Source organism: Kordiimonas lacus (genome assembly GCF_001550055.1).
In the GTDB taxonomy this organism is placed as follows: domain Bacteria; phylum Pseudomonadota; class Alphaproteobacteria; order Sphingomonadales; family Kordiimonadaceae; genus Kordiimonas; species Kordiimonas lacus.
Map to the genome: position 1 here is coordinate 32,086 of NZ_LRUA01000007.1, position 19,741 is coordinate 51,826.

Annotated in this window: 17 protein-coding genes and 1 other RNA gene; 5 read left to right on the forward strand and 13 right to left on the reverse strand. The window is 58.4% G+C overall.

The window, feature by feature from the left end; translation table 11 throughout:
- Positions 1 to 9 precede the first annotated feature (9 nt).
- From KORLAC_RS13125 to miaA, 5 genes are all read right to left on the reverse strand, one after another.
- Complete coding sequence (locus KORLAC_RS13125; protein ID WP_068307176.1) at positions 10 to 531, reverse strand: outer membrane beta-barrel protein; 522 nt, start codon at positions 529 to 531, stop codon at positions 10 to 12.
- 471 nt (positions 532 to 1,002) lie between these two features.
- Positions 1,003 to 2,022 carry a ketol-acid reductoisomerase gene (gene ilvC, locus KORLAC_RS13130; protein ID WP_068307178.1) on the reverse strand — a complete coding sequence of 340 codons (1,020 nt, stop codon included), beginning with the start codon at positions 2,020 to 2,022 and terminating at the stop codon, positions 1,003 to 1,005.
- Positions 2,023 to 2,113: 91 nt separating this feature from the next.
- Positions 2,114 to 2,626, reverse strand: coding sequence for an acetolactate synthase small subunit (gene ilvN / locus KORLAC_RS13135; protein ID WP_068307803.1), 513 nt, complete (start codon positions 2,624 to 2,626; stop codon positions 2,114 to 2,116).
- A 54-nt stretch (positions 2,627 to 2,680) separates the two neighbouring features.
- On the reverse strand, positions 2,681 to 4,495 hold the full coding sequence (gene ilvB, locus KORLAC_RS13140) for a biosynthetic-type acetolactate synthase large subunit (protein ID WP_068307180.1): 1,815 nt from the start codon (positions 4,493 to 4,495) through the stop codon (positions 2,681 to 2,683).
- 251 nt (positions 4,496 to 4,746) lie between these two features.
- Complete coding sequence (gene miaA, locus KORLAC_RS13145; RefSeq protein WP_241493423.1) at positions 4,747 to 5,691, reverse strand: tRNA (adenosine(37)-N6)-dimethylallyltransferase MiaA; 945 nt, start codon at positions 5,689 to 5,691, stop codon at positions 4,747 to 4,749.
- A gap of 37 nt (positions 5,692 to 5,728) precedes the next feature.
- On the opposite strand from miaA, the gene serB reads away from it, so the two are divergent.
- Positions 5,729 to 6,616, forward strand: a complete 888-nt coding sequence (gene serB, locus KORLAC_RS13150; protein WP_068307184.1) for a phosphoserine phosphatase SerB — start codon at positions 5,729 to 5,731, stop codon at positions 6,614 to 6,616.
- Between the two features lie 9 nt (positions 6,617 to 6,625).
- On the forward strand, positions 6,626 to 6,919 hold the full coding sequence (locus KORLAC_RS13155; protein WP_068307186.1) for a YciI family protein: 294 nt from the start codon (positions 6,626 to 6,628) through the stop codon (positions 6,917 to 6,919).
- Positions 6,920 to 6,993: 74 nt separating this feature from the next.
- Here the strand turns inward: KORLAC_RS13155 and KORLAC_RS13160 are convergent, their stop codons facing one another.
- The 4 genes from KORLAC_RS13160 to hflK all read right to left on the reverse strand — a co-directional run bounded on the left by KORLAC_RS13160 (position 6,994) and on the right by hflK (position 10,741).
- On the reverse strand, positions 6,994 to 8,466 hold the full coding sequence (locus KORLAC_RS13160; protein WP_068307188.1) for a Do family serine endopeptidase: 1,473 nt from the start codon (positions 8,464 to 8,466) through the stop codon (positions 6,994 to 6,996).
- A gap of 111 nt (positions 8,467 to 8,577) precedes the next feature.
- Complete coding sequence (locus tag KORLAC_RS13165; protein WP_068307191.1) at positions 8,578 to 8,781, reverse strand: DUF2065 domain-containing protein; 204 nt, start codon at positions 8,779 to 8,781, stop codon at positions 8,578 to 8,580.
- Between the two features lie 20 nt (positions 8,782 to 8,801).
- Positions 8,802 to 9,662 carry a protease modulator HflC gene (gene hflC / locus KORLAC_RS13170; RefSeq protein ID WP_068307192.1) on the reverse strand — a complete coding sequence of 287 codons (861 nt, stop codon included), beginning with the start codon at positions 9,660 to 9,662 and terminating at the stop codon, positions 8,802 to 8,804.
- The gene (hflK, locus tag KORLAC_RS13175; RefSeq protein ID WP_068307195.1) at positions 9,659 to 10,741 is read right to left on the reverse strand and encodes an FtsH protease activity modulator HflK; all 1,083 of its coding nucleotides are present in this window, start codon (positions 10,739 to 10,741) and stop codon (positions 9,659 to 9,661) included. The genes hflC and hflK overlap by 4 nt, the downstream gene beginning before the upstream one ends.
- Before the next feature lie 157 nt (positions 10,742 to 10,898).
- Here hflK and KORLAC_RS13180 point away from each other — a divergent pair, with 157 nt between their 5' ends.
- Positions 10,899 to 11,972, forward strand: coding sequence for an Mrp/NBP35 family ATP-binding protein (locus KORLAC_RS13180; RefSeq protein ID WP_068307196.1), 1,074 nt, complete (start codon positions 10,899 to 10,901; stop codon positions 11,970 to 11,972).
- Here KORLAC_RS13180 and KORLAC_RS13185 read toward each other — a convergent pair.
- The 4 genes from KORLAC_RS13185 to KORLAC_RS13200 all read right to left on the reverse strand — a co-directional run bounded on the left by KORLAC_RS13185 (position 11,969) and on the right by KORLAC_RS13200 (position 15,933).
- Positions 11,969 to 12,454, reverse strand: coding sequence for a dihydrofolate reductase (locus KORLAC_RS13185; protein ID WP_068307199.1), 486 nt, complete (start codon positions 12,452 to 12,454; stop codon positions 11,969 to 11,971). The two genes, KORLAC_RS13180 and KORLAC_RS13185, sit on opposite strands and share 4 nt — an antisense overlap.
- A 21-nt stretch (positions 12,455 to 12,475) precedes the next feature.
- Complete coding sequence (locus tag KORLAC_RS13190) at positions 12,476 to 14,371, reverse strand: ATP-binding protein (RefSeq protein WP_139167604.1); 1,896 nt, start codon at positions 14,369 to 14,371, stop codon at positions 12,476 to 12,478.
- A gap of 27 nt (positions 14,372 to 14,398) precedes the next feature.
- A complete protein-coding gene (locus KORLAC_RS13195; RefSeq protein WP_068307203.1) occupies positions 14,399 to 15,193 on the reverse strand; it encodes a thymidylate synthase in 795 nt (264 codons plus the stop codon).
- 149 nt (positions 15,194 to 15,342) lie between these two features.
- Positions 15,343 to 15,933, reverse strand: coding sequence for a hypothetical protein (locus KORLAC_RS13200; RefSeq protein WP_068307205.1), 591 nt, complete (start codon positions 15,931 to 15,933; stop codon positions 15,343 to 15,345).
- Positions 15,934 to 16,034: 101 nt separating this feature from the next.
- On the opposite strand from KORLAC_RS13200, the gene ssrA reads away from it, so the two are divergent.
- Positions 16,035 to 16,419, forward strand: a transfer-messenger RNA (tmRNA) gene (gene ssrA / locus KORLAC_RS13205).
- Between the two features lie 229 nt (positions 16,420 to 16,648).
- Positions 16,649 to 19,669, forward strand: a complete 3,021-nt coding sequence (locus KORLAC_RS13210) for an endonuclease/exonuclease/phosphatase family protein (RefSeq protein ID WP_068307206.1) — start codon at positions 16,649 to 16,651, stop codon at positions 19,667 to 19,669.
- The last annotated feature ends 72 nt before the right edge of the window (positions 19,670 to 19,741 follow it).

Consider the following 19,741-nt stretch of genomic DNA (forward strand, 5'->3'; position numbering starts at 1 on the left):
TCGTGATTTCTAGAAGCTCACGAGAAGGCCTGCCTTGATGCGGTAGGTGGCTTCGCCAACCGGTTTGGCATAGTCGGCGCCCACCCGGAAGGACAGCAGGTCGCTGAACTGGTGCTCAATGCCCACGCCAAAGCGCACGTCGTCAGAGTGGGTCGATCCCACTGTGTCGATGGTGTCATAGTTGACGCTCATATAACCGATGGAGCCGTAAACCATATTCTGGTCGTCATCACCAAAGATAATGCCGGCGATGCCAGTAATGTCCCATTCACCACCGAAATCGGTAATGGCGCCGCCCACGTCACGGGTGCCGTCGATATGGCTGCCATAAGCCCCTTCAACGCCCACGACCACATAAGGCACGGGTTCCATGCGGTAACCGATCACGCCGCCCACCAGCACAGACTGGTCGCTGACATCGAGCGAACTTTCAATGCCGCCATATAGGCCGCTGAAGTCACCGGCGACGGCCGATGGTGCAAATGCCAGCGCTGCCGACAGGGATAGACCTGCGAGTGCAAATTTCGTCATGGGATGCTCCTGTTGTCCTCGAAACCGGGGGAGCTCTAGCAGCTCCGCCTGCCCCAGTAAATCGATCTTTCGCTGATACGCCCGCTTCAAGGCAAAAAAAGGGCGACCCCAGGAGTGGGCCGCCCATGATCTCTAATAGCTAGAGCAGTCTAAGGGGGTTAGTTCATCCTACTTGAAGAAAGGTCACGTTCGCTTTGCTTCCGTGTACAAGTAAACCTTCGCTCCGCTCAGTGTACTTTCCTTCAGGAAAACTATGGCGTTAAACAGGCTTGAAGCGCTTCCGCGCCTGTTTAACCAGTAATTCTAAGCAGGATTTCGTCCCTCATATCCCGAAATCCTGCAAATCCGTCTTTAGAGCCGCCTCAAAGACGGATTTGGCAATTTAGAAGCGGGTCAAAGTACACCGAGCCGCAAGGCGAGGGTTCCCGGAGGACACGCGAGCGGAGCGCTGCGTGACCTTGAGCCGACGTCTTAGTTTTTCGCCTTGTCGACCAGTTGGCCCTCTTTCATCCATGGCATCATGCCACGGAGCTTGGTGCCCACTTCCTCGATCGGGTGGCGCTGTGCGAGGCCACGGTGGGCCTTCAGCTCAGGGTTGCCGGCGGCGTTATCCAGCATGAAATCCTTCACGAAGCGGCCTTGCTGGATGTCTTCCAGAACGCGCTTCATTTCGGCCTTGGTTTCTTCGGTGATGATCCGTGGGCCGGTTTTATAGTCACCATACTCGGCGGTGTTCGAGATGGAGTAGCGCATGTTGGCGATACCACCTTCATAGATCAGGTCCACGATCAGCTTCACTTCGTGCAGGCACTCGAAGTATGCCATCTCTGGCGCGTAGCCTGCTTCGGTCAGCGTCTCGAAGCCAGCCTTGATCAGCTCGCTGACGCCGCCACACAGAACGGCCTGCTCGCCGAAGAGGTCGGTTTCGCACTCTTCGCGGAAGTTGGTTTCAATGATGCCCGAGCGGCCGCCGCCGATGGCGGAAGCGTACGAGAGGCACAGGTCATGGGCTTTACCGGACGCGTCCTGGTGAACGGCGATCAGGCACGGCACGCCCTTGCCCGCGGCATACTGGCTGCGAACCGTGTGGCCCGGGCCCTTTGGTGCAACCATGATCACGTCCAGGTCTTCGCGTGGCTCAATCAGGCTGAAGTGGATATTGAGGCCGTGGGCAAACATCAGCGCCGCGCCCTGCTTCATGTTGGCGTGCAGTTCATCGCGGTAGATGGCAGCCTGATGCTCGTCCGGCGCCAGAACCATCACCATGTCGGCCTCTTTGGCGGCCTCAGTGGCGGTCATGCATTCAAAGCCGGCGGCTTCCGCCTTCTTGCGCGTGGACGAGCCTTCGCGCAGTGCCACGATCACGCGGGAGACGCCACTGTCGCGCAGGTTGCCTGCGTGGGCATGGCCCTGGCTGCCGTAACCAACGATGGCAACCGTCTTGTCTTTCACCAGATTAACATCGGCATCACTATCAAAATAAACTCGCATCTCAACTATCCTTTTGGTGGGCGTGCGCCCGTCAAAACAATTCAATTCACGGCGCCCCGGCAGGCCGGGATGCCAAATTCAGTAAAACCGCCTAAAGGCCGGATTGCCCGCGCGACAGCGCCACGGCACCCGTCCGGGCAACCTCCACAAGTCCAAGTTCGCTCATCAGGTCCACGAACGCGTCCAGCTTGTTCGCGGCACCCGTAAGCTCAAATACAAAACTATCGCGGCTGGCATCCACCACCTGCGCGCGGAAGGCTTCCGCCAGGCGAAGGGCCTCAACCCGCTTTTCGCCGACACCCGCCACTTTCACCAAAGCCAGGTCCCGGCTGACAAAATCGCCTTCGATTGTCAGGTCCGCCACCTTGTGCACAGGCACCAGGCGGTCCAATTGGGCCTTGATCTGTTCGATCACCATGCGCGTGCCGGATGTCACAATCGTGATCCGGGACGTCTCGTGGCTCGTGTCCACCGTTGACACAGTCAGGCTTTCAATATTGTAGCCGCGGCCTGAGAACAGACCGATCACACGCGCCAGCACACCCGCCTCGTTATCCACGATAACACTGATGGTATGTACTGCGATTGGGCCAGTTTCTTTCATATTTGCGCCGTCCATCTTGCTGATTACTCTTCCACTTTCAGATTAGACACCAAATCACACAACTGCCAGTGCTTCGTCGTCTTTTGGTTTCGCAATCACGTCACCCGCCAGCAGCATCTCATTGTGCGCCGCGCCCGCAGGCACCATCGGGAAACAGTTTTCAATCTTGGCCACGCGGCAATCCAGCAGGACCGGACCATCGTGGTTGATCATCTCCTGAATGGCGTCATCCAGCTTGGCCGGGTCCTCAACGGACATGCCCTTGATGCCGTACGCTTCCGCCAGCTTCTCGAAGTCAGGCAGGCTATCGGAGTAGCTGTGCGAACGACGACCGTCATAGGAAAGGTCCTGCCACTGGCGCACCATGCCCATATATTCATTGTTCATGATGAAAATCTTCACCGGCAGCTGATACTGGGAAATGGTGCCCAGTTCCTGCAGGTTCATCTGGAAGCTGGCGTCGCCCGACACGTCAATGCACAAGCGGTCCGGGAAGGCGATCTGTGCGCCAATGGTGGCCGGCAGGCCATATCCCATGGTGCCCAAACCACCAGACGTCAGCCAATGGTTCGGCTTGTCGAACTTCAGGAACTGGGCCGCCCACATCTGGTGCTGGCCCACTTCGGTGGCGATAATGGCTTCCTTGCCGTCGATATAATGCTGCAGCCGCTCCAGCGCTTTCTGCGGCATGATCATCTCATCACTGTCGGCATAGGCCAGACAGTCTTTCATGCGCCAACGCTCGATCTGGTCCCACCAAGCCACCAGCGGCGGCTGTTTGTCGCCCAGCTTTTCTTCTTTCCAGATGGCGATCAGGCGGCGAAGCGCGCTCGCGGCATCGGCAATGACCGGAATATCCACAGCAACATTCTTGTTGATGCTGGACAGGTCAATATCCACCTGGATTTTGGTCGAGCCCGGCGAGAAGCCATCGATCTGGCCGGTTACCCGGTCATCGAAGCGTGCGCCAATCGCCAGCATCACATCGCAGTCATGCATCGCGTGGTTTGCCTCCCACGTGCCGTGCATCCCGAGCATGCCCAGGAACTGATGGTCCGATGCCGGGAAAGCCCCCAGCCCCATCAGGGTACTGGTTACCGGCATGCCGGTCATTCTGGCGAACTCTGTCAACAGTTCCGACGCCTCTGGCCCCGCGTTGATGATGCCGCCGCCCGAATAGATGATCGGCCGCGCGCCGTTCGCCAGCGCGTACGCCGCTTTCCTGAGCGCAGCCTCGTCGCCATCAACCTGCGGGCGGTATGTGCGGTGTTCACGGTGACCGCTGCGCGCGTATGGCGCCTTTTCGATCTGAACGTCCTTGGGCATGTCGATCACAACAGGGCCCGGACGACCGTTCGTGGCCACATAGAAGGCCTCATAGATCACGTCAGGCACCAGCGCCGTGTCTTTCACCAGATAGTTATGCTTGGTGCAGGGACGCGTGATACCAACGGTGTCGGCTTCCTGGAAGGCGTCATTACCAATCAGGTGGCGGGCAACCTGCCCGGTGATGCAGATGATCGGGATACTGTCCAGCATGGCGTCCGTCAGGCCGGTCACGGCATTCGTTGCCCCCGGGCCTGAGGTCACCAGAACAACGCCCGGCTTGCCGGTCGTGCGCGCATAGCCTTCGGCCGCGTGAACCGCCGCCTGCTCGTGGCGCACCAGGATATGCTGGATCTTGTCCTGCTTGAAAATCTCGTCATAGATGGGCAGCACAGCGCCGCCCGGATAACCGAAAATGGTGTCGACGCCTAGGTCCACCAGCGCCTTAAGGATCATTTGCGCGCCACTCATGGGTGCGTTTGCTGCCTCGTCGCCTGGTGCCCCGGTCGCTGCCGGGTCCTGTATCGTCTTAGTCGATGCCATCGTTCGTTTCCGTTTGCAATTTATCCAACCTTGCCTGCCCTCACAGGCTACCCAGTCCTTGGTTCCGTAACGGAAAACCACCTTGCAAACACGGGGCCAGTTGCAGGCCCCCAGTAAGAGTTGGGGGCGCTCTGGGAGCGCCCCCGGGGTGGGTCTCGTCACAGTAGGAGCCGTCTTGGGCAAAAGGCTCCAGGTATCGGCACCTGGGCTGGCGTGGTGCCGATAGGGTCGTTTTATTGTACGAAAATTACTCAGTCAACCGCTTTTGTGATCTTTTTGTTCAAAAAATCCCGGTAGTCGCTTTCCGAAAATTGCGCAGGAAAGCGATCCCAATGGCCAAACTGGTTTCTGAACCATGTTAATTGGCGTTTGGCGAAGCGTCTGGTTTGCATCTTGGCGTCCTCAACCGCTTCCTCAAGCGATAGGCCACCCCGGCGATGGGCAATCAGGCTGGGCACGCCCAACGCACGCATCAAAGGCAGGCTGGGGTCCAGTTCACGCGCGATCAGCGCGTCCAGTTCTTCCCATGCACCGCTTTCCAGCATCAGGTCGAAGCGCCGGTTGCAGCGGTCGTAAAGAACATCCCGCGGCGGATCGAGCACAATCTTGGTGAGAAGCCCTGCGTCATCCACCGCCTGCATGGGGCCAGGCGGGGTATCAGCCTGCCAGGCGCTGATGGGTTTGCCTGTGGCGCGGTAGACCTCAAGCGCGCGACAAATTCGCTGGCTGTCGCCCGGGAACAGGCGCTCTGCTGTTACTGGGTCTACTTCAGCAAGCTCCTTGTGCAGCAGCTCACTGCCCTCCCGGTCACACCGGGCCCGAACGGCCGCGCGGATGTCGTCGGGGATTTCCGGAATCACCGCCATGCCGGTCAGAAGCGTCTTGAAATAAAGGCCGGTGCCGCCGATCACGATCGGGGTCTGGCCGTTCGCCCAGGCCGCTTCAATCTCAACCATGGCGTCTTCGGCCCAACTGGCGGCGCTTGAGACTTCAGTAGCGTCCAGATAGCCATATAGCTTATGTGGCGCCCGCGCCTCCTCTTCCTCACTCGGGCGCGCGGTGATCACCCGCAGATCGCGGTATACCTGCATGCTGTCAGAATTAATGATGACACCATTAAGATCTTCTGCGAGACGGAGCGATAAAGCCGACTTGCCGCTGGCGGTTGGACCTGCAATAAAAAGGGCTCGTTTCAAGGCAACCTCAAAGCCAGTAATGTAAGGACGTTCCTCCATGGATATCGCTTTTACCCTTGTCGTCAACCCTGACTGTTCCTTAAGCCTCGAAAAGATCGAAGACGGGATCGAAGCCATCAAGGCAACAGGCACACCAAAGCGCCATATCCTAAGCGAGGGAAAGGCCGTGGATCTGATCTTTGAAGGCGACCTGAATATCCGCAATCAGATTGAAGACGCGCTCAATGATATCGACGGACTGGACTGGTGCCTGCAACCGGCCGAGGGCCGCAAGAAGAAAATGATTCTCGCGGATATGGATTCGACCATGATCACAGTCGAATGTATCGACGAGCTGGCAGACTTCATCGGCGTCAAAGGCAAGGTGGCCGCCATCACAGAAGCCGCCATGCGCGGCGAGCTGGATTTTGAGGCTGCGCTCAAGGAACGGGTGGCGCTGCTGGCCGGGCTTTCCACCGACGCGCTGCAACAATGCTACGACGAGCGGATCGAGCTGATGGCAGGCGCGCGGGCGCTGGTGCAAACCATGAAGGCGAACGGCGCCTATGCCGTGCTGGTATCCGGCGGCTTCACCTTCTTCACTGAAAAGGTCGCCGCTGCCATCGGGTTCGACATGAACCGCGCCAACATCCTCGGCATTGAAGGCAACGCGCTTACAGGCCTCGTGGAGGAGCCCATTTGCGGCGCAGCCACCAAACTTGAGACCCTGAACGAACAGGCCGCCAAGCATGGCCTGACGGCAGCTGAGATTCTGGCGGTAGGTGACGGCGCCAACGATATCCCGATGATCGAAGCCGCGGGCCTGGGCGTGGCCTATCACGCCAAGCCGAAAACCCGGGAAGCCGCCGCTGCGGCCGTAACCTATGGTGACCTGACGACGCTCCTGTATTTCCAGGGCTATGCAGACGCCGATTTTGTGAGCTAGAGCCCCGCTATGCCCGAAAAACAGAATCTGTTCATCATCGACCTTGAGTATCGCACGTCGCGCGAGGATGCCCTACCCTTCATGGAAGACCATCTGGCCTTCGTGCAGAAATATTTCGATGCGGGCACCTTCCTGGCGTCAGGGCCCAAGGTGCCCCTAATAGGCGGCGTGATTATCGCCAAGGCCGAGAGCCGGGAGGCCCTTGAAGCCATCGTCCGGGAAGATGCCTTCCATATCAATGAGTGCTGTCATTACAGCATCACGGAAGTCAGCCCGTCCCGTTCAGTCGAAGGGCTTCTCTAGTCTTCCAAGCTTGGAACAATGAAAAAGGGCCGGTGAAAACCGGCCCTTTTCCTGTTTCAGCACTCTATCGCTGACTATTCTTCTTCGCCCTCATCGCGGTCCTGCATCAGGCGCAGGGAAACGTGGGCCGTGGTGCCGCGGTAGTTCACAAGGAACAGAACCCGCTCGCGACCATCGGCGCGCGCTTCTTCGATGATATCGACGATCTGGGCCGGGTTATCAACCGACTGCTGGTTGACCCGCAGGATCACAGTACCCGGACGGATGCCCTGACGGGCAGCTGGTGCCCGGCGTGCAACACGCAGCACAGCCACGCCTTCCACATCGTCAGCGATTTCATAGCGGCGGCGCAGGGTTTCGTTGAGCGGCGCCAGTTCCATACCTTCAACAAGCTCACGCTCGCTGCGGTCCGGACGGTCGCCCTCACCACCCTGGTCGTCGTCATTACCCGGCACCATGGCTGCAGGCAGCTCGCCGGTCGTGACTTCAAGGGTTTCCCGCTTGCCCTGACGGATCACTTCAACCTTCACAGGCTTGCCGATCTCGGTGCGTTTCACCAGGATGGACAGGCGGTTACTGTCTTCAACCGTCTTGCCGTCCCATTTGGTGATGATGTCGCCTTCACGAACGCCAGCAGCATCTGCCGGGCTGTTTGGCTCCACGCGGGTTACAATTGCGCCTTCTTCCTGCTCGATGCCCAGGGATTCAGCGAACTCTTCGGTCATCGGCTGAATGCCAACACCCAGCCAGCCGCGACGAACCTTGCCGTGCTCCTGCAGTTCAGCAGTCACGCGGGATGCGTCGTTGGACGGGATCGCAAAACCAATGCCCACATTGCCGCCAGTTGGCGAGAAGATCGCCGTGTTCACGCCGATGACCTCACCCTTCATGTTGAAGAGCGGACCACCGGAGTTACCGCGGTTGATGGAGGCATCCGTTTGCAGGAATTCAACATCATTCGAATTGTTGATCGACCGGTTGCGGGCGGAAATGATGCCTGCGGTTACCGTGCCGGCCTGGCCGAACGGGTTACCGATGGCGATTACCCAGTCACCGATACGCTCATCGTCGCTGTCACCCCATGTCACAAACGGGAAGTTGTCGCCATTTTCATGTTCAATCTTGAGAACAGCGATATCAGACAACGCGTCGCGGCCAAGGACCGTGGCCGGGAAGTCGTCACCGTCTGCGGTGGTGACCGTGATTTCGTCGGCATCCTCAACCACATGGTTGTTGGTGATCACGATGCCTTCAGCGGAAATGATGAAGCCTGACCCGAGCGAACGCGCCTCGCGGGGCTCCTGGTCTTCTTCCATGCGGTCACGGAACTGGTCCCAAAGGTCACCAAACGGTACGCCTTCCGGCAGGTCTGGCGCCCGGCGGCCGCCACGGCCACGGATCGTTTGCACAGTGGAAATATTCACGACTGCAGGCGAAAGCTTCTCAACCAGGTCGGCGAAGCTGTCTGGAGCGCCGCGAGCAGCAACCGGCCCCATGGAGGTCATGGCTGCCGCCAAAATCATAATGGAAGTGAGCAAAATTTTCATTGCTTTGCCCGACATGTCGGCTGTCGTCCGCGTGTTAATTGCTTTTACTAAGGTGGTGCTCAAGGCACTTACTCCTTCAATTTTTTTTCATCACTCGCGTTGGCCTTACCCTCAAGCGTCAAAAGTCGCTTGAACCAGCCAGACTACAGCAACACCGATCGCCGCGAGGGTCAAGCCCATAACCCTTAGCTTTGCGGTGGGCTGTTTGGATGCTGCGACCAGCAGCTTTCTGAAGCCTTCTGGCATCAAGGCATAGGCCGCGCCTTCAATGAAGAAAGCGAGGCCCAGCCCGATAAGTAGCAGTTTCCAGTCCATGGCGTATCAGGCGCCCTGGACTATTTTCTATCCATGAACAGCTTGAAGAACTCGCTGTCCGGGGACAGGACAAGGCGTGTATCGTCCTTGCCCAAGGATTTCCTGTAAGCCTGCATGGTCCGGTAGAATTCGAAGAAATCTTCGTCTTTGCCGTATGCATCAGCGAAAATCTTCACGGCTTCACCATCTGCTTCACCGCGAATGGTCTGCGATTTACGCTCAGCCTGGGCGATGATTTCCGCCACCTGGCGGTCCGCCGCAGCCCTGATCTTCACAGCGTCACGCCGGCCCGACGCGCGTTTCTCAGCGGCTTCGCGCTGGCGCTCGGTTTCCATACGCATGAAGATGGCCTTGCTGTTTTCCTGTGGCAGGTCAACACGCTTCAGGCGCACATCCACCACCTCTAGGCCGAATGTCAGGGCACGCTGGTTGGTCAGATCGCTGATCTTTTTCATCAGTTCAGCGCGCTGGCCGGAAACGATCTCATTCATCGGCTCTTTTGCCAGCACCTGACGCACTGTCGATTCCATCGCATCTTCAAGAAGACGCGCTGCGCCCACTTCTGTCCGCGCTGCCTGGTACCGCTTCAGCGGATCAGCGATGCGGTAACGGGCGAAGCTGTCCACCAGAATACGGCGCTGATCGGATGCCAGCACTTCCTGTGGCGGCACGTCCAGGCTCAGGATACGCTTCTCAAGGAAGATCACCTGCTCCAGGAACGGCAGCTTGAAGTGCAGCCCCGGGGCGGTCACTGTCCGCTGCGGGTTACCGAATTTTACAACAATGGCCTGCTGGCGTTCGTCAATGACGTAAAAGCCACTGAGACCAACAAGAAGAAGAGCGCCCAGAACGACCAGGCCTGCAATTGTCTTAGCATTCATGGCTTTTCTCCTTCGCTTTTCTTCAGCTCATTCAGCGGCAGGTATGGCACCACGCCGTTGCCGGCTTTGCCGTCGATGACAATCTTGTCCATGCCAGCCAGAATCTGCTCCATGGTTTCCAGATAGATCCGCTTGCGGGTCACATCTTTGGCCAGGACATATTCATTGTAGACAGAGCTGAAACGCGCGGCCTCACCCTGGGCACGGGCAACGACCTGCGCCCGGTAAGCTTCAGCCTGCTGAACCATTTGCTCGGCTTCACCCTCTGCTTTCGGGATCACTTCATTCCGATATTTGGTCGCTTCGTTCTGGAAACGCTGCTGATCGGCTTCAGCACGCTGCACATCAAGGAAGGCGTCCTTGACCTCTGCCGGTGCTTCAGATTCGATGATCTGAACCCGCAGGATGTCAACGCCGGCCTGATATTCGTCGAGCGTCAGCTGAATCAGTTCCTTGGTGCTTTGCTCAATCTGCCCCCGTGCGGTGGTGATGATTGGCGTGATCTTGTTCTGGCCGATCATTTCGCGCATGGCGCTTTCCGCAACAGACTTGATCGTGCCGTCCGGGTCCTGAAGGCGGAACAGATAGTTCCCCAGGTCCTTGATGCGCCACACCACGTTGAAACGGACATCCACGATATTCTCATCCTGTGTCAGCATCAGGCTTTCGTCAGGACGGGCAAAACTCTGGCGGCCCGACCGGCGGCTTTCCGTAACCCGGCTGCCGATGGAGACTTGATTCTCATCGGTAACACCGCGCACTTCCACCGTTTCAATCGGGTAAGGCAGGTGCCAATGCAGGCCTGGCGTTGCGGATTCGGTCCACTCGCCAAAGCGCAGCACGACGGCCTGTTCGTTCGGCTCAACGCGGTAGAGGCCGCTGGCCAACCACCCCAGAACCACAATCAGCAGGATCAGCATCGGGCCACCCTTGCCGCCAGGTAGCGCTTTCCTCAACTGGTCCTGTCCCTTACGGATATACTCATCGAAATTTGGTGGCTCGCCACCACCGCCGCCGCGGCGCGGGCCGTTACCCCATGGGTTTGGGCGGTCACCATCACCGTTATTTTGCCAAGGCATATTTTTCTCCCCTTCGGTGCGAATGCACCAATCGAAACTGCGGCACTTTCACCTATAGAAAGACCGTGTCTTGTCTGCCTATATATGGTACGTGCCAAGCGGCTGCAATGATACTCGGCCAAATTCGCAAGCTTTTTACCCGAAACGCAGGTTTTTTATGTCTGATACGCTGAAAAAGTCCGTTGAAGCGGCGCTAAATGAAATCAAGGTTCCCGGAGCCGATCAGTCTGTCATGGAGGCGGGACTCGTTAGCGCAATTGTGGTGGATAGCGGCAAAGTTGGCATCATTCTGGAGCTTTCAGGCCGTGACCAGGCCGGCGCAGAGGCCCTCCGGACCGCCATCGAATCCGCGGCCCGCGCGGTTGAAGGTGTTGAAGAAGCCAATGTGATCATGACCGCCGCCCGGCAGGCCCAGGCAGCGCCCAAGGGCCAACCGGTTGGCGGCAAGGCACCCCCAACACCAACTGAAATTCCTGGCGTAAAGCACATTGTGGCGGTCGCCAGCGGTAAGGGCGGCGTGGGCAAATCCACGACCTCCATCAATCTGGCGGTTGCGCTTCGGGATCAGGGCCTCAAGGTTGGCGTTCTGGACGCAGACATCTTTGGCCCCAGCCTGCCGATGCTGCTGGGCGTCGATGACAAGCCCGATATCAAGAACAAGATTATCCAGCCCATTGTGGCGCACGGCCTGAAGGTGATGTCAATCGGCTTCCTGATTGATGTTGACCAGCCCGTGGTGTGGCGCGGCCCGCGCGTGATGGGCGCGACCCAGCAGCTTCTCAAGGACGTGGCCTGGGGCCCCTTGGATGTGCTGATCGTGGATATGCCGCCCGGCACAGGCGATGTGCAGCTGACCATGGTGCAGCAGGCGCCGCTCACGGGCGCCGTGATTGTCTCCACCCCTCAGGACCTGGCGCTGATTGATGCGCGCAAGGGCCTGGCCATGTTCCGCAAGGTCGATGTGCCCATCATGGGCATCATTGAGAATATGAGCACCTTCCACTGCCCGCACTGCGGTGAAGAATCGCACATCTTCGGCCATGGCGGTGCTGCCGATACGGCAGGCGAGCTTGGCTGTGATTTCCTGGGTGGCATTCCGCTTCACATGAGCGTACGTGAACACGCCGACAGTGGTGACCCGATTGTGGCGGCAGAGCCCGACAGCCCGGTCAGCAAGGCCTACCGGGCCATCGCCGCGCAGGTTTCAGAAAAGCTTGGGGTCAGCGCCTAGGCGCGGTCATACACCACGAAGGCATAGGCGGGTTTGCCGTCCTCAGCCGGGTGTTCTTCCCGGCTGACTTCCCGCCAATCATCCAGGATGAAGTCAGGGAACCAGGCATCAGCGTCCGGCACAGTGATGCGTACTTCGGTGATATAAAGCCTGTCAGCCACATCAAGGCACTGGCCATAGATCTGCGCGCCGCCAATGATCATGGCTTCCTCCACGTCGGCGACGGTTTCCTTTGCGGCCTGTAGCGATGGGACGACATCGACCCCGTCGGCTGACCAGTCAGCATTGCGCGTCACCACAATATTGCGGCGTCCGGGCAGCGGACGACCAATACTTTCAAAGGTTTTGCGCCCCATAACGATGGGTTTGCCCATTGTCGTGGCTTTGAAATATTTCAGGTCCGCCGGCAGATGCCACGGCAGGTCATTGCCGCGCCCGATGGCCCGGTCTTCCGCCATGGCGACTATCACTGAAAGTGTCATTCTAAACTCCTAACATCCGCATCAAATCATGCCGTCGTCGTCAGTTTCCGGGTCTGCTTCCATCAGCGGCAGATGAACCCGGATGGTTGTGCCCACGTTCGGGATACTGCGCACGCTGATAGCGCCTTCCATATGGTCAACCAGCTCCCGGCAGATGGCAAGGCCAAGCCCCACGCCGCCGTGCCGGCGCGACAGGGCCGCATCCACCTGCGTGAAGCGGTCGAACAAGGTTGCCTGCTTTTCTTCCGGAATACCGATGCCCGTGTCTTCAACTTCCAGAATCCAACCGGCCTGCCCGGTCGCGAACGGCCGCGGATGCAGGCGGAACACCACCGTTCCCTGATTGGTAAACTTGATGGCGTTTGACCCCAGATTGATCAAAATCTGCCTGAGCCGAAGTTCGTCGCCCAGAATATGGTCTGGCATATTCATGGCGAATTCGGCCTTCAGCTCGATCCCCTTGTTGGAGGCCTGCTGCACCAGAAGCGCGATCACCCGGTCCACCAGAAGGCGCGACGATAAGCGCTTCTGCTCGATCTGGATCTTGCCGGCCTCAAGCTTCGCCAGGTCAAGAATGTCGTTGATGATGGCAAGGAGGTGGCTGCCGCTGGCGTTGATATCCTTGGCGTACTCCGCATAGCGCTTGTCCCCAAGGGGCCCCAGCGCCTGTTCTTGCAGGATCTGCGAAAACCCAAGAATGGCATTCAGCGGCGTCCGAAGCTCATGGCTCATGGTGGCCAGGAATTCAGACTTGGCCCTGTTGGCCGTCTCGGCTGATTTGCGCGCTTCCTCTACGTCCTTGTTGAGGTTCTGCAGCATGCGGTAATGGTCCTCAAGTTCGTCGTGCGCTTCCTTGAGCGCCCGCGTGCGCCGGTTGACAATGTCAACCACCCGCTTGGCCCGCTGTGACTGGGACCAGACGATGAAAACCACAAGCCCTGTCATGATCAGGCAAACGCTGGCGGTAATCACCGCAGCGCCATAGTCAATCCTGTAAGCCTCATACGGCGCCCAGGGCTGGACCTGCCACATCTGGCCGCCAATGGCGACCTCGTAGGAAGCAATCCAAGGCTTTGCCGCTGGTGGCGGGAAAGTTTCCGGGCTGAAGGTACCGTCAATGATCATCATGTCCTGCACCATGGCGCCCCCCCGCCAACTGCTGGAAAAGCGCGCATTCAACCGCGAGAAGCGTTGACTTGAGGCAACCTCGTCCAGCAGTTTCGGCATATCAAGAATCTGGATGATCACACCGTCCACGCCGACCTGGCTGACGAATGGTGTGGCCAGAAGCACGCAGGACCGGTCTTCTGTTTCAAGGGGCGGCATGGGAATGGCCGCGGGCTGACCCTTTTCAAGGGTTTCCTCAAGAAAGGCATTGAGCGGTGTGTAGGCGCCGATATCGACGCCGCGCCAGCGCTCTGCCCGGTCTTCGTTCAGGGCCCATACATAGAGCATATAGAAGGCGCGCTGGGCGCCACTGCCCGGCCGACCGCTTTCGCTCGAACCAACAACATCCCCTGCACCCCGCAAAGAGAATTCACCTGGGTAATGTTCTTTTGCGTAGGCTTCCAATGCTCCAACGGTATCTGGCGTCGCCGCAACTGCAACCCCCACCATCTTGCGGTGCTCATTGAGGCTGGAATAGCTTGAGATCAGTCGTTGAAAAGTAACATGGTCGATCTCTTCCGTGGCTTCATAGTAGCTATAGAGATCACTGGCCGCGTCCAGGCCATGCGACAACGCACCCTTGACCCGATCAGCATACAGATCAGCCGCTGCGTTGAAGCTGGCGCGCGCTTCCGCCTGGGCCGAGCGAACGCTTTCACTGGTTGCCGACCAGGTAAGCCCCCCACCCAACAGCACAACGAACAGCAGCAGCACCCATTGCCTGAAATCTATATCACTATCGCGAGCCACACCCCCTCCTTGCCCCTGCTTTCAGGTCTAAACCGCCACAGGGGCCTTGATGTGAGGATGGGCCTCGTACCCATCGATCTGGATATCATCGAACGTAAAGGCGAACAGGTCTTTCACATCCGGGTTCAGTGTCAGTTTCGGCAGCGGTTTAGGCTCACGGCTCAGTTGGAGGTCTGTCTGTTCGATATGATTACTGTAGAGATGTGCATCCCCGAATGTGTGGACAAAGTCCCCGACTTCCAGGTCACATACCTGCGCCATCATGTGGGTCAAAAGCGCGTAGGACGCGATATTGAACGGCACACCCAGGAACACGTCCGCGCTGCGCTGGTACAGCTGGCAGGAAAGTTTTCCGTCAGCCACATAAAACTGGAACAGGCAGTGGCATGGCGGCAATGCCATACTGTCCACGTCTGCAACATTCCAGGCCGACACGATCAGTCGGCGGCTGTTCGGGTTGGTCTTGATCTGGTCTATGAGGTTCGTGATCTGGTCAATGGTGGTGCCGTCCGGCGCGGGCCAGCTGCGCCACTGGTGGCCATAAACCGGCCCCAGGTCGCCGTGCTCGTCCGCCCACTCATCCCAAATGGAAACGCCATTATCTTTCAGGTATTTGATGTTGGTGTCACCGGCGATAAACCACAGAAGTTCATGGATGATGGACCTGAGATGCAGTTTCTTGGTGGTCACCATCGGGAAGCCATCCGCCAGGTTGAAACGCATCTGGTGCCCGAACACACTGTAGGTTCCCGTGCCCGTGCGGTCACCCTTAAAGGTTCCTTCGCGCCGGATACGCGCCAGAAGATCTAGATATTGCTGCATACGTCCTACCACCCGATTAAACTTGATAAAAAGCTATAGGGCGTGACGTGGCCCGAGGCAATAGGCCGACCTCTAATACGGGTGATTAATTGTGTAAAAAATGGGCGCCATAACAGCGCCCAATCATGCAATTTGCGAGCCTGCGAAGCCTAGTGAATGGCCGGGCCGTGCAGGTGGACATCCCGGCCCGCATGCCGCCTGAGGATTTCAAGCGCCCGGTCTTCCTGTTCGCGGCTGCCGGTGCGTACCCACAAAAGCAGCCCGCCGCGTGCCTGCTCTTCGCGCACCCGTTCGCTGGCGCGGCGCGAATAGCGCATGGCATAATAGCCACCGCCCAGCATGCCGATAAGGCCAAGCCCGACAGTCAGCACAACGGCCTCCCATGTCTCAAGCCCGTGCCCGGCTGCAATGCCAGCACCAGCCAGCAGCAGAATGTAAACCGGCACCACAATCATCACCATCATGCCGCTTGAACGGCTGTCCTTGTCGATATAGGCCTCGCGCGGCACGCTGGCGTCATCCTCCAGGTCCTGCACCGATGTGACTGGATGCTGGACTGCCGCTTCGATCTCCGGAATCGACTTTGGCCTTGATACGGCAGCATTGGAAAACCCATGGCATTCAAGGTCATCCACTGCGGCCTGCAATTCGTCTTCTGTACTGAAAAGCGCAACCGCTTCGCGCAGGTTGCCGCGGGGGCCAGTCTGGGCCGCCCATTCCCAATGCTGTTGGTCAGCCATGGATCATTCTCCTCTATTGGGTTGACCCTCAAGGGCGCTATTATGCCACAATTTCGGGAAAATCCCGAATCTGTACTAAAATCGTCAGACAAAAATTTATTGGCCTTTAAATCGCCCCAGGAATTGCTTATATCAAGGGTGCTGCTTCGGCAGCTATGGCGATAAACGGTGCATTGAGTAGCTATTGCGGACCCGGGGGCAGTACCCGGCGCCTCCACCAGGAACGGCCTGATTACCTGGATAATCAAGGCCTACGGTCACCAGACCGTTGCTGATGGGGGCGAACCAGGATCGACGTGTATCGAAAGATGTTGCTCTTCGCCCGGGATGGCACCGCCGTGATGGGCCACCTTAAATAAATGCTAACGACAACAACGTCGAGTATGCTGTTGCTGCGTAAGCAGTCATAGCTACTACATTTATAAATTCCTGATGGTTGACGCCATCAGGTGGGGGTTGGGCCACCTAGCAACAGAACGGCCCACTTTCACTTTTTTCCATCCCTGATCCTCAACAGGTCCCGCGCTGGCAGCACTGGATTCCCAGTATTATTGTGCCCGGCACATTTTGCGCCCTCATTTCTCATGGTTAAAAAAAGCTTAACAAACAGCCGTCATAGTTGCATGCTTGTTCCTGACCAAATGGTCAGGAATAGGCGCTACAGAAGGGGAAAATCTGTATCGCTGAGGGGAAATTTGATCAGGGGACTTTACCAATGAGCATCATTGCTTCACAGGATTTCAATGACTTAGACGGAAATAGCACCTACACCACCGACAGCGTCGCTGACGGCGAGGCGCTGACAAACGCGGGCGCCAGCCACGACTCGGCCGACCCGTTAGATCTCGGTTTCGAGACACGCTGGTTCGCCACACGGTCGAACGAGACAGGGCCGGTCACGAACGAAAGCAGCGACTTTATCGGTGTGAACTCATACGCGGGGACCAACGCGCCGAATGTGGGTGCCGACGGGACAGTGGTAGGCGCCGACGAGAAGAATTTCGAATTCAACGACGGCGATGGCCAGCTGATGCTGATTTTTGACCCCGTGGACCTGACAGGCCATAGCGATGTTGCCCTGTCGCTGGACTATTGGATCACCTCAACGGGCTATGAATCCAACGATAATTTCTCCGTCGCGATCACCGACGGCACCACCACTGTATCGCTTCTGAGCCTTGGCGAACCCGGCCTTGAAGGCCAGGCGTCCGCCGATGACGGCAGCGCTAACTGGAACGGCTTTATCACGGCACTTGACCAGATCATTGCCGACAACGGCATGGACGCCAGCCAGATCCAACTGATGGTCAGCGCGGATACAAACTCCGGCTCCGAGAATATTTTCGTCGATAACATCAAGTTTGAAAGCGATGTGGTTCTCACCCCCGATGTGATCGCCACGGCCCTTTCAGCAGACGGTGACCTGAACCTGCTGGACTTCACACAGGACAGCACAGACGGCTGGTCGCTGGGTGACGCCTTCAGCGAAATGCAGCGCGGCGTGACATCAAACATCCCCTTCTCGCTCGCCGACGATAGCGCGGGCACCTACGAGCCGGACACACTGGGCATTGTTGACGCGGGCGACACCAACCCTTTCTTCGGCATTACCGATACGGTGAACAGCCAGAACAGCGGTCCGATGACCGCCACCTGGACGTTTGATATTACCGGCGCCAGCACGCCCTATGTATCAATGGACCTGGCAGCCATGGGTGATTTCGAAAGCGACGATACGCTCATCGTCACAGCCTCCATCGACGGCGGCGATCCGATCACGGTGCTTGAGCTGGCGATCGACGAAGACGGCAGCCTGACCTACACCATGGAAGGCGGCGCGATCGTCACCCTGAATGACCCTGCCCTGGTGGACGGCACAGGCGTGGCGCTGACGAACGACTTCCAGACCTTCTTCAAGGCCCTTGGGGACGCCGGGAATGAACTGGTGCTGACCGTCACCGCCTCCACCAACGGCGGCAGCGAGGCCTTCGCCTTCAACAATATCGTGGTGACAGACGGCAAACCGGCCTACGGCTTTGACGTGGACAACACCAATGGCGGCGGCGGTGACCCAGGGCCTGAGCCGGAAGTAACCCTGCTGGCGGGCGACGCTGAGCACCTGACGGCTGCGTCCTATAATATCGCGGGTGTCGCGAACTTTGGCACGGGCGAACTGGCGAACAATGCCGCTGAAGTCGCGGGCCATATTGTCACCAACATGCTGGCACCCGACATCATCGGCCTTCAGGAAGTTTCGAACGCCCACACGGTGGAGCAGCTTGACGCCATCGTCGACGCCATCGCCGCAGCCGGCGGCCCGGAATATGGCTATGTTTATGAGGAGGTGACCCAGGCTGGGTCGGGCGGCGTGACAGCGATCGCCAGCGCCATTCTCTACCGGGTCGACCGGGTGGATTATGTGGAAGGGTCGGCTGATCTGCTGACGGAAGTGGATTATGGTTCCAGCTTCCCGCGCTTCCCACTGAAGGCCGATTTCACCTTCAACGGCGAGGTCTTCACCATCATCGATGTGCACCTGAAGTCAGGCAGCAAGGGCACCGACCCTGACACCAATGACGACGCAGCAGACCGGCTGGTGCAGGCAGACCAGCTGAATACGCTGTTGGACGAACTGCTGGACGCCAACGCTGACGCCAACATCCTTGTGCTGGGTGATTTCAACGACATTAAACGCACCGAGCCAATGGTGGAGCTGCAGGACGATGAAGTCTGGAATATTGTGGGCGAATCCGCACCAGGCGACGACACCACCACCCGCTACGGTGATGTGATCGACCATATCATGCTGTCGGACAGCCTGCAGGCCAGCGCACAGATCGATTATGTGCATGTGAACGCAGACTTTGGCCAACCGGCGTCTGACCACGACCCGGTGATCACCCGCATTCTGGTACGCACCGAGGCGGTTGAGGACTTCACAGCCACCAGCTTCGCGGCTACCGCAGATGAAGCGGCGGCAACGGCTGTTTCGCTTGAGAATGCCGGCCATCTGGCTGATTATTTCGACCCAAGCGGTGTGTCCATCGACCAGATCGTGCTCTTGCAGAACGGTGACGACGACTTCCTTCTGCAGGTGGAAACGTCTGATGGTTGGGCAGCATTCGCCTTCGATAATGTCGGCAGCATGGGCACAGACGCCACAGCCAACCTGATCGAGCTGTTGGGCTCGCTTGATGATGCCGGCCTGCCGGTGTCCGACGCCACGGTTGGCGTGCTGGGCGCAGACGGCTACAGCTATATGGACCTGACCTACAGCGACGCCTGGAACGGCCACGCGCAGGTGACACAAACCACCGGCACCAATGGCAGTGACCTTCTGTTCGGCACCAACAACCGCGACAGCTACACCGAAGTGCTGAAGGGCGCGAACGGGTCTGACTTCCTGTTCGGGGGTCGCGGCGAGGATGAACTGATGGGCGGCCATGGTGGCGATACCTACTATTACCGCCTGGGTGACGGCGACGACCTGATCACCGACAAGGGCAAGGAAGGCGACGGCACCGACACGCTGATGTTCGGCGACGGCATCACAGCAGCCGACCTCACGCTGGTAGCAGACGGCAGCGGCGGCTGGCTTCTGACCATCGATGACGGGTCATCAGACGGTTCGACCATCACGCTTGATAATCACCAGGACGATTTCGGCGGCATCGACGCAATCCAGCTGGCAGACGGTACGCTGCTTGTGGACGATAACGGCTTTGGCCTGATCTAGAGACCCTTCCGAACGGTTCCCTACTACTTTCCCGTACGATAGGAACCACGGCAAAAGGGCCCCACCACGGTG

Bases quoted from the DNA above. Each gene is read 5' to 3' on its own strand.
- KORLAC_RS13125 (WP_068307176.1), bottom strand. From the start codon at position 531: ATGACGAAATTTGCACTCGCAGGTCTATCCCTGTCGGCAGCGCTGGCA.
- ilvC (WP_068307178.1), bottom strand. From the start codon at position 2,022: ATGCGAGTTTATTTTGATAGTGATGCCGATGTTAATCTGGTGAAAGAC.
- ilvN (WP_068307803.1), bottom strand. From the start codon at position 2,626: ATGAAAGAAACTGGCCCAATCGCAGTACATACCATCAGTGTTATCGTG.
- ilvB (WP_068307180.1), bottom strand. From the start codon at position 4,495: ATGGCATCGACTAAGACGATACAGGACCCGGCAGCGACCGGGGCACCA.
- serB (WP_068307184.1), top strand. From the start codon at position 5,729: ATGGATATCGCTTTTACCCTTGTCGTCAACCCTGACTGTTCCTTAAGC.
- KORLAC_RS13155 (WP_068307186.1), top strand. From the start codon at position 6,626: ATGCCCGAAAAACAGAATCTGTTCATCATCGACCTTGAGTATCGCACG.
- KORLAC_RS13160 (WP_068307188.1), bottom strand. From the start codon at position 8,466: ATGAAAATTTTGCTCACTTCCATTATGATTTTGGCGGCAGCCATGACC.
- KORLAC_RS13165 (WP_068307191.1), bottom strand. From the start codon at position 8,781: ATGGACTGGAAACTGCTACTTATCGGGCTGGGCCTCGCTTTCTTCATT.
- hflC (WP_068307192.1), bottom strand. From the start codon at position 9,662: ATGAATGCTAAGACAATTGCAGGCCTGGTCGTTCTGGGCGCTCTTCTT.
- hflK (WP_068307195.1), bottom strand. From the start codon at position 10,741: ATGCCTTGGCAAAATAACGGTGATGGTGACCGCCCAAACCCATGGGGT.
- KORLAC_RS13180 (WP_068307196.1), top strand. From the start codon at position 10,899: ATGTCTGATACGCTGAAAAAGTCCGTTGAAGCGGCGCTAAATGAAATC.
- KORLAC_RS13185 (WP_068307199.1), bottom strand. From the start codon at position 12,454: ATGACACTTTCAGTGATAGTCGCCATGGCGGAAGACCGGGCCATCGGG.
- KORLAC_RS13195 (WP_068307203.1), bottom strand. From the start codon at position 15,193: ATGCAGCAATATCTAGATCTTCTGGCGCGTATCCGGCGCGAAGGAACC.
- KORLAC_RS13200 (WP_068307205.1), bottom strand. From the start codon at position 15,933: ATGGCTGACCAACAGCATTGGGAATGGGCGGCCCAGACTGGCCCCCGC.
- KORLAC_RS13210 (WP_068307206.1), top strand. From the start codon at position 16,649: ATGAGCATCATTGCTTCACAGGATTTCAATGACTTAGACGGAAATAGC.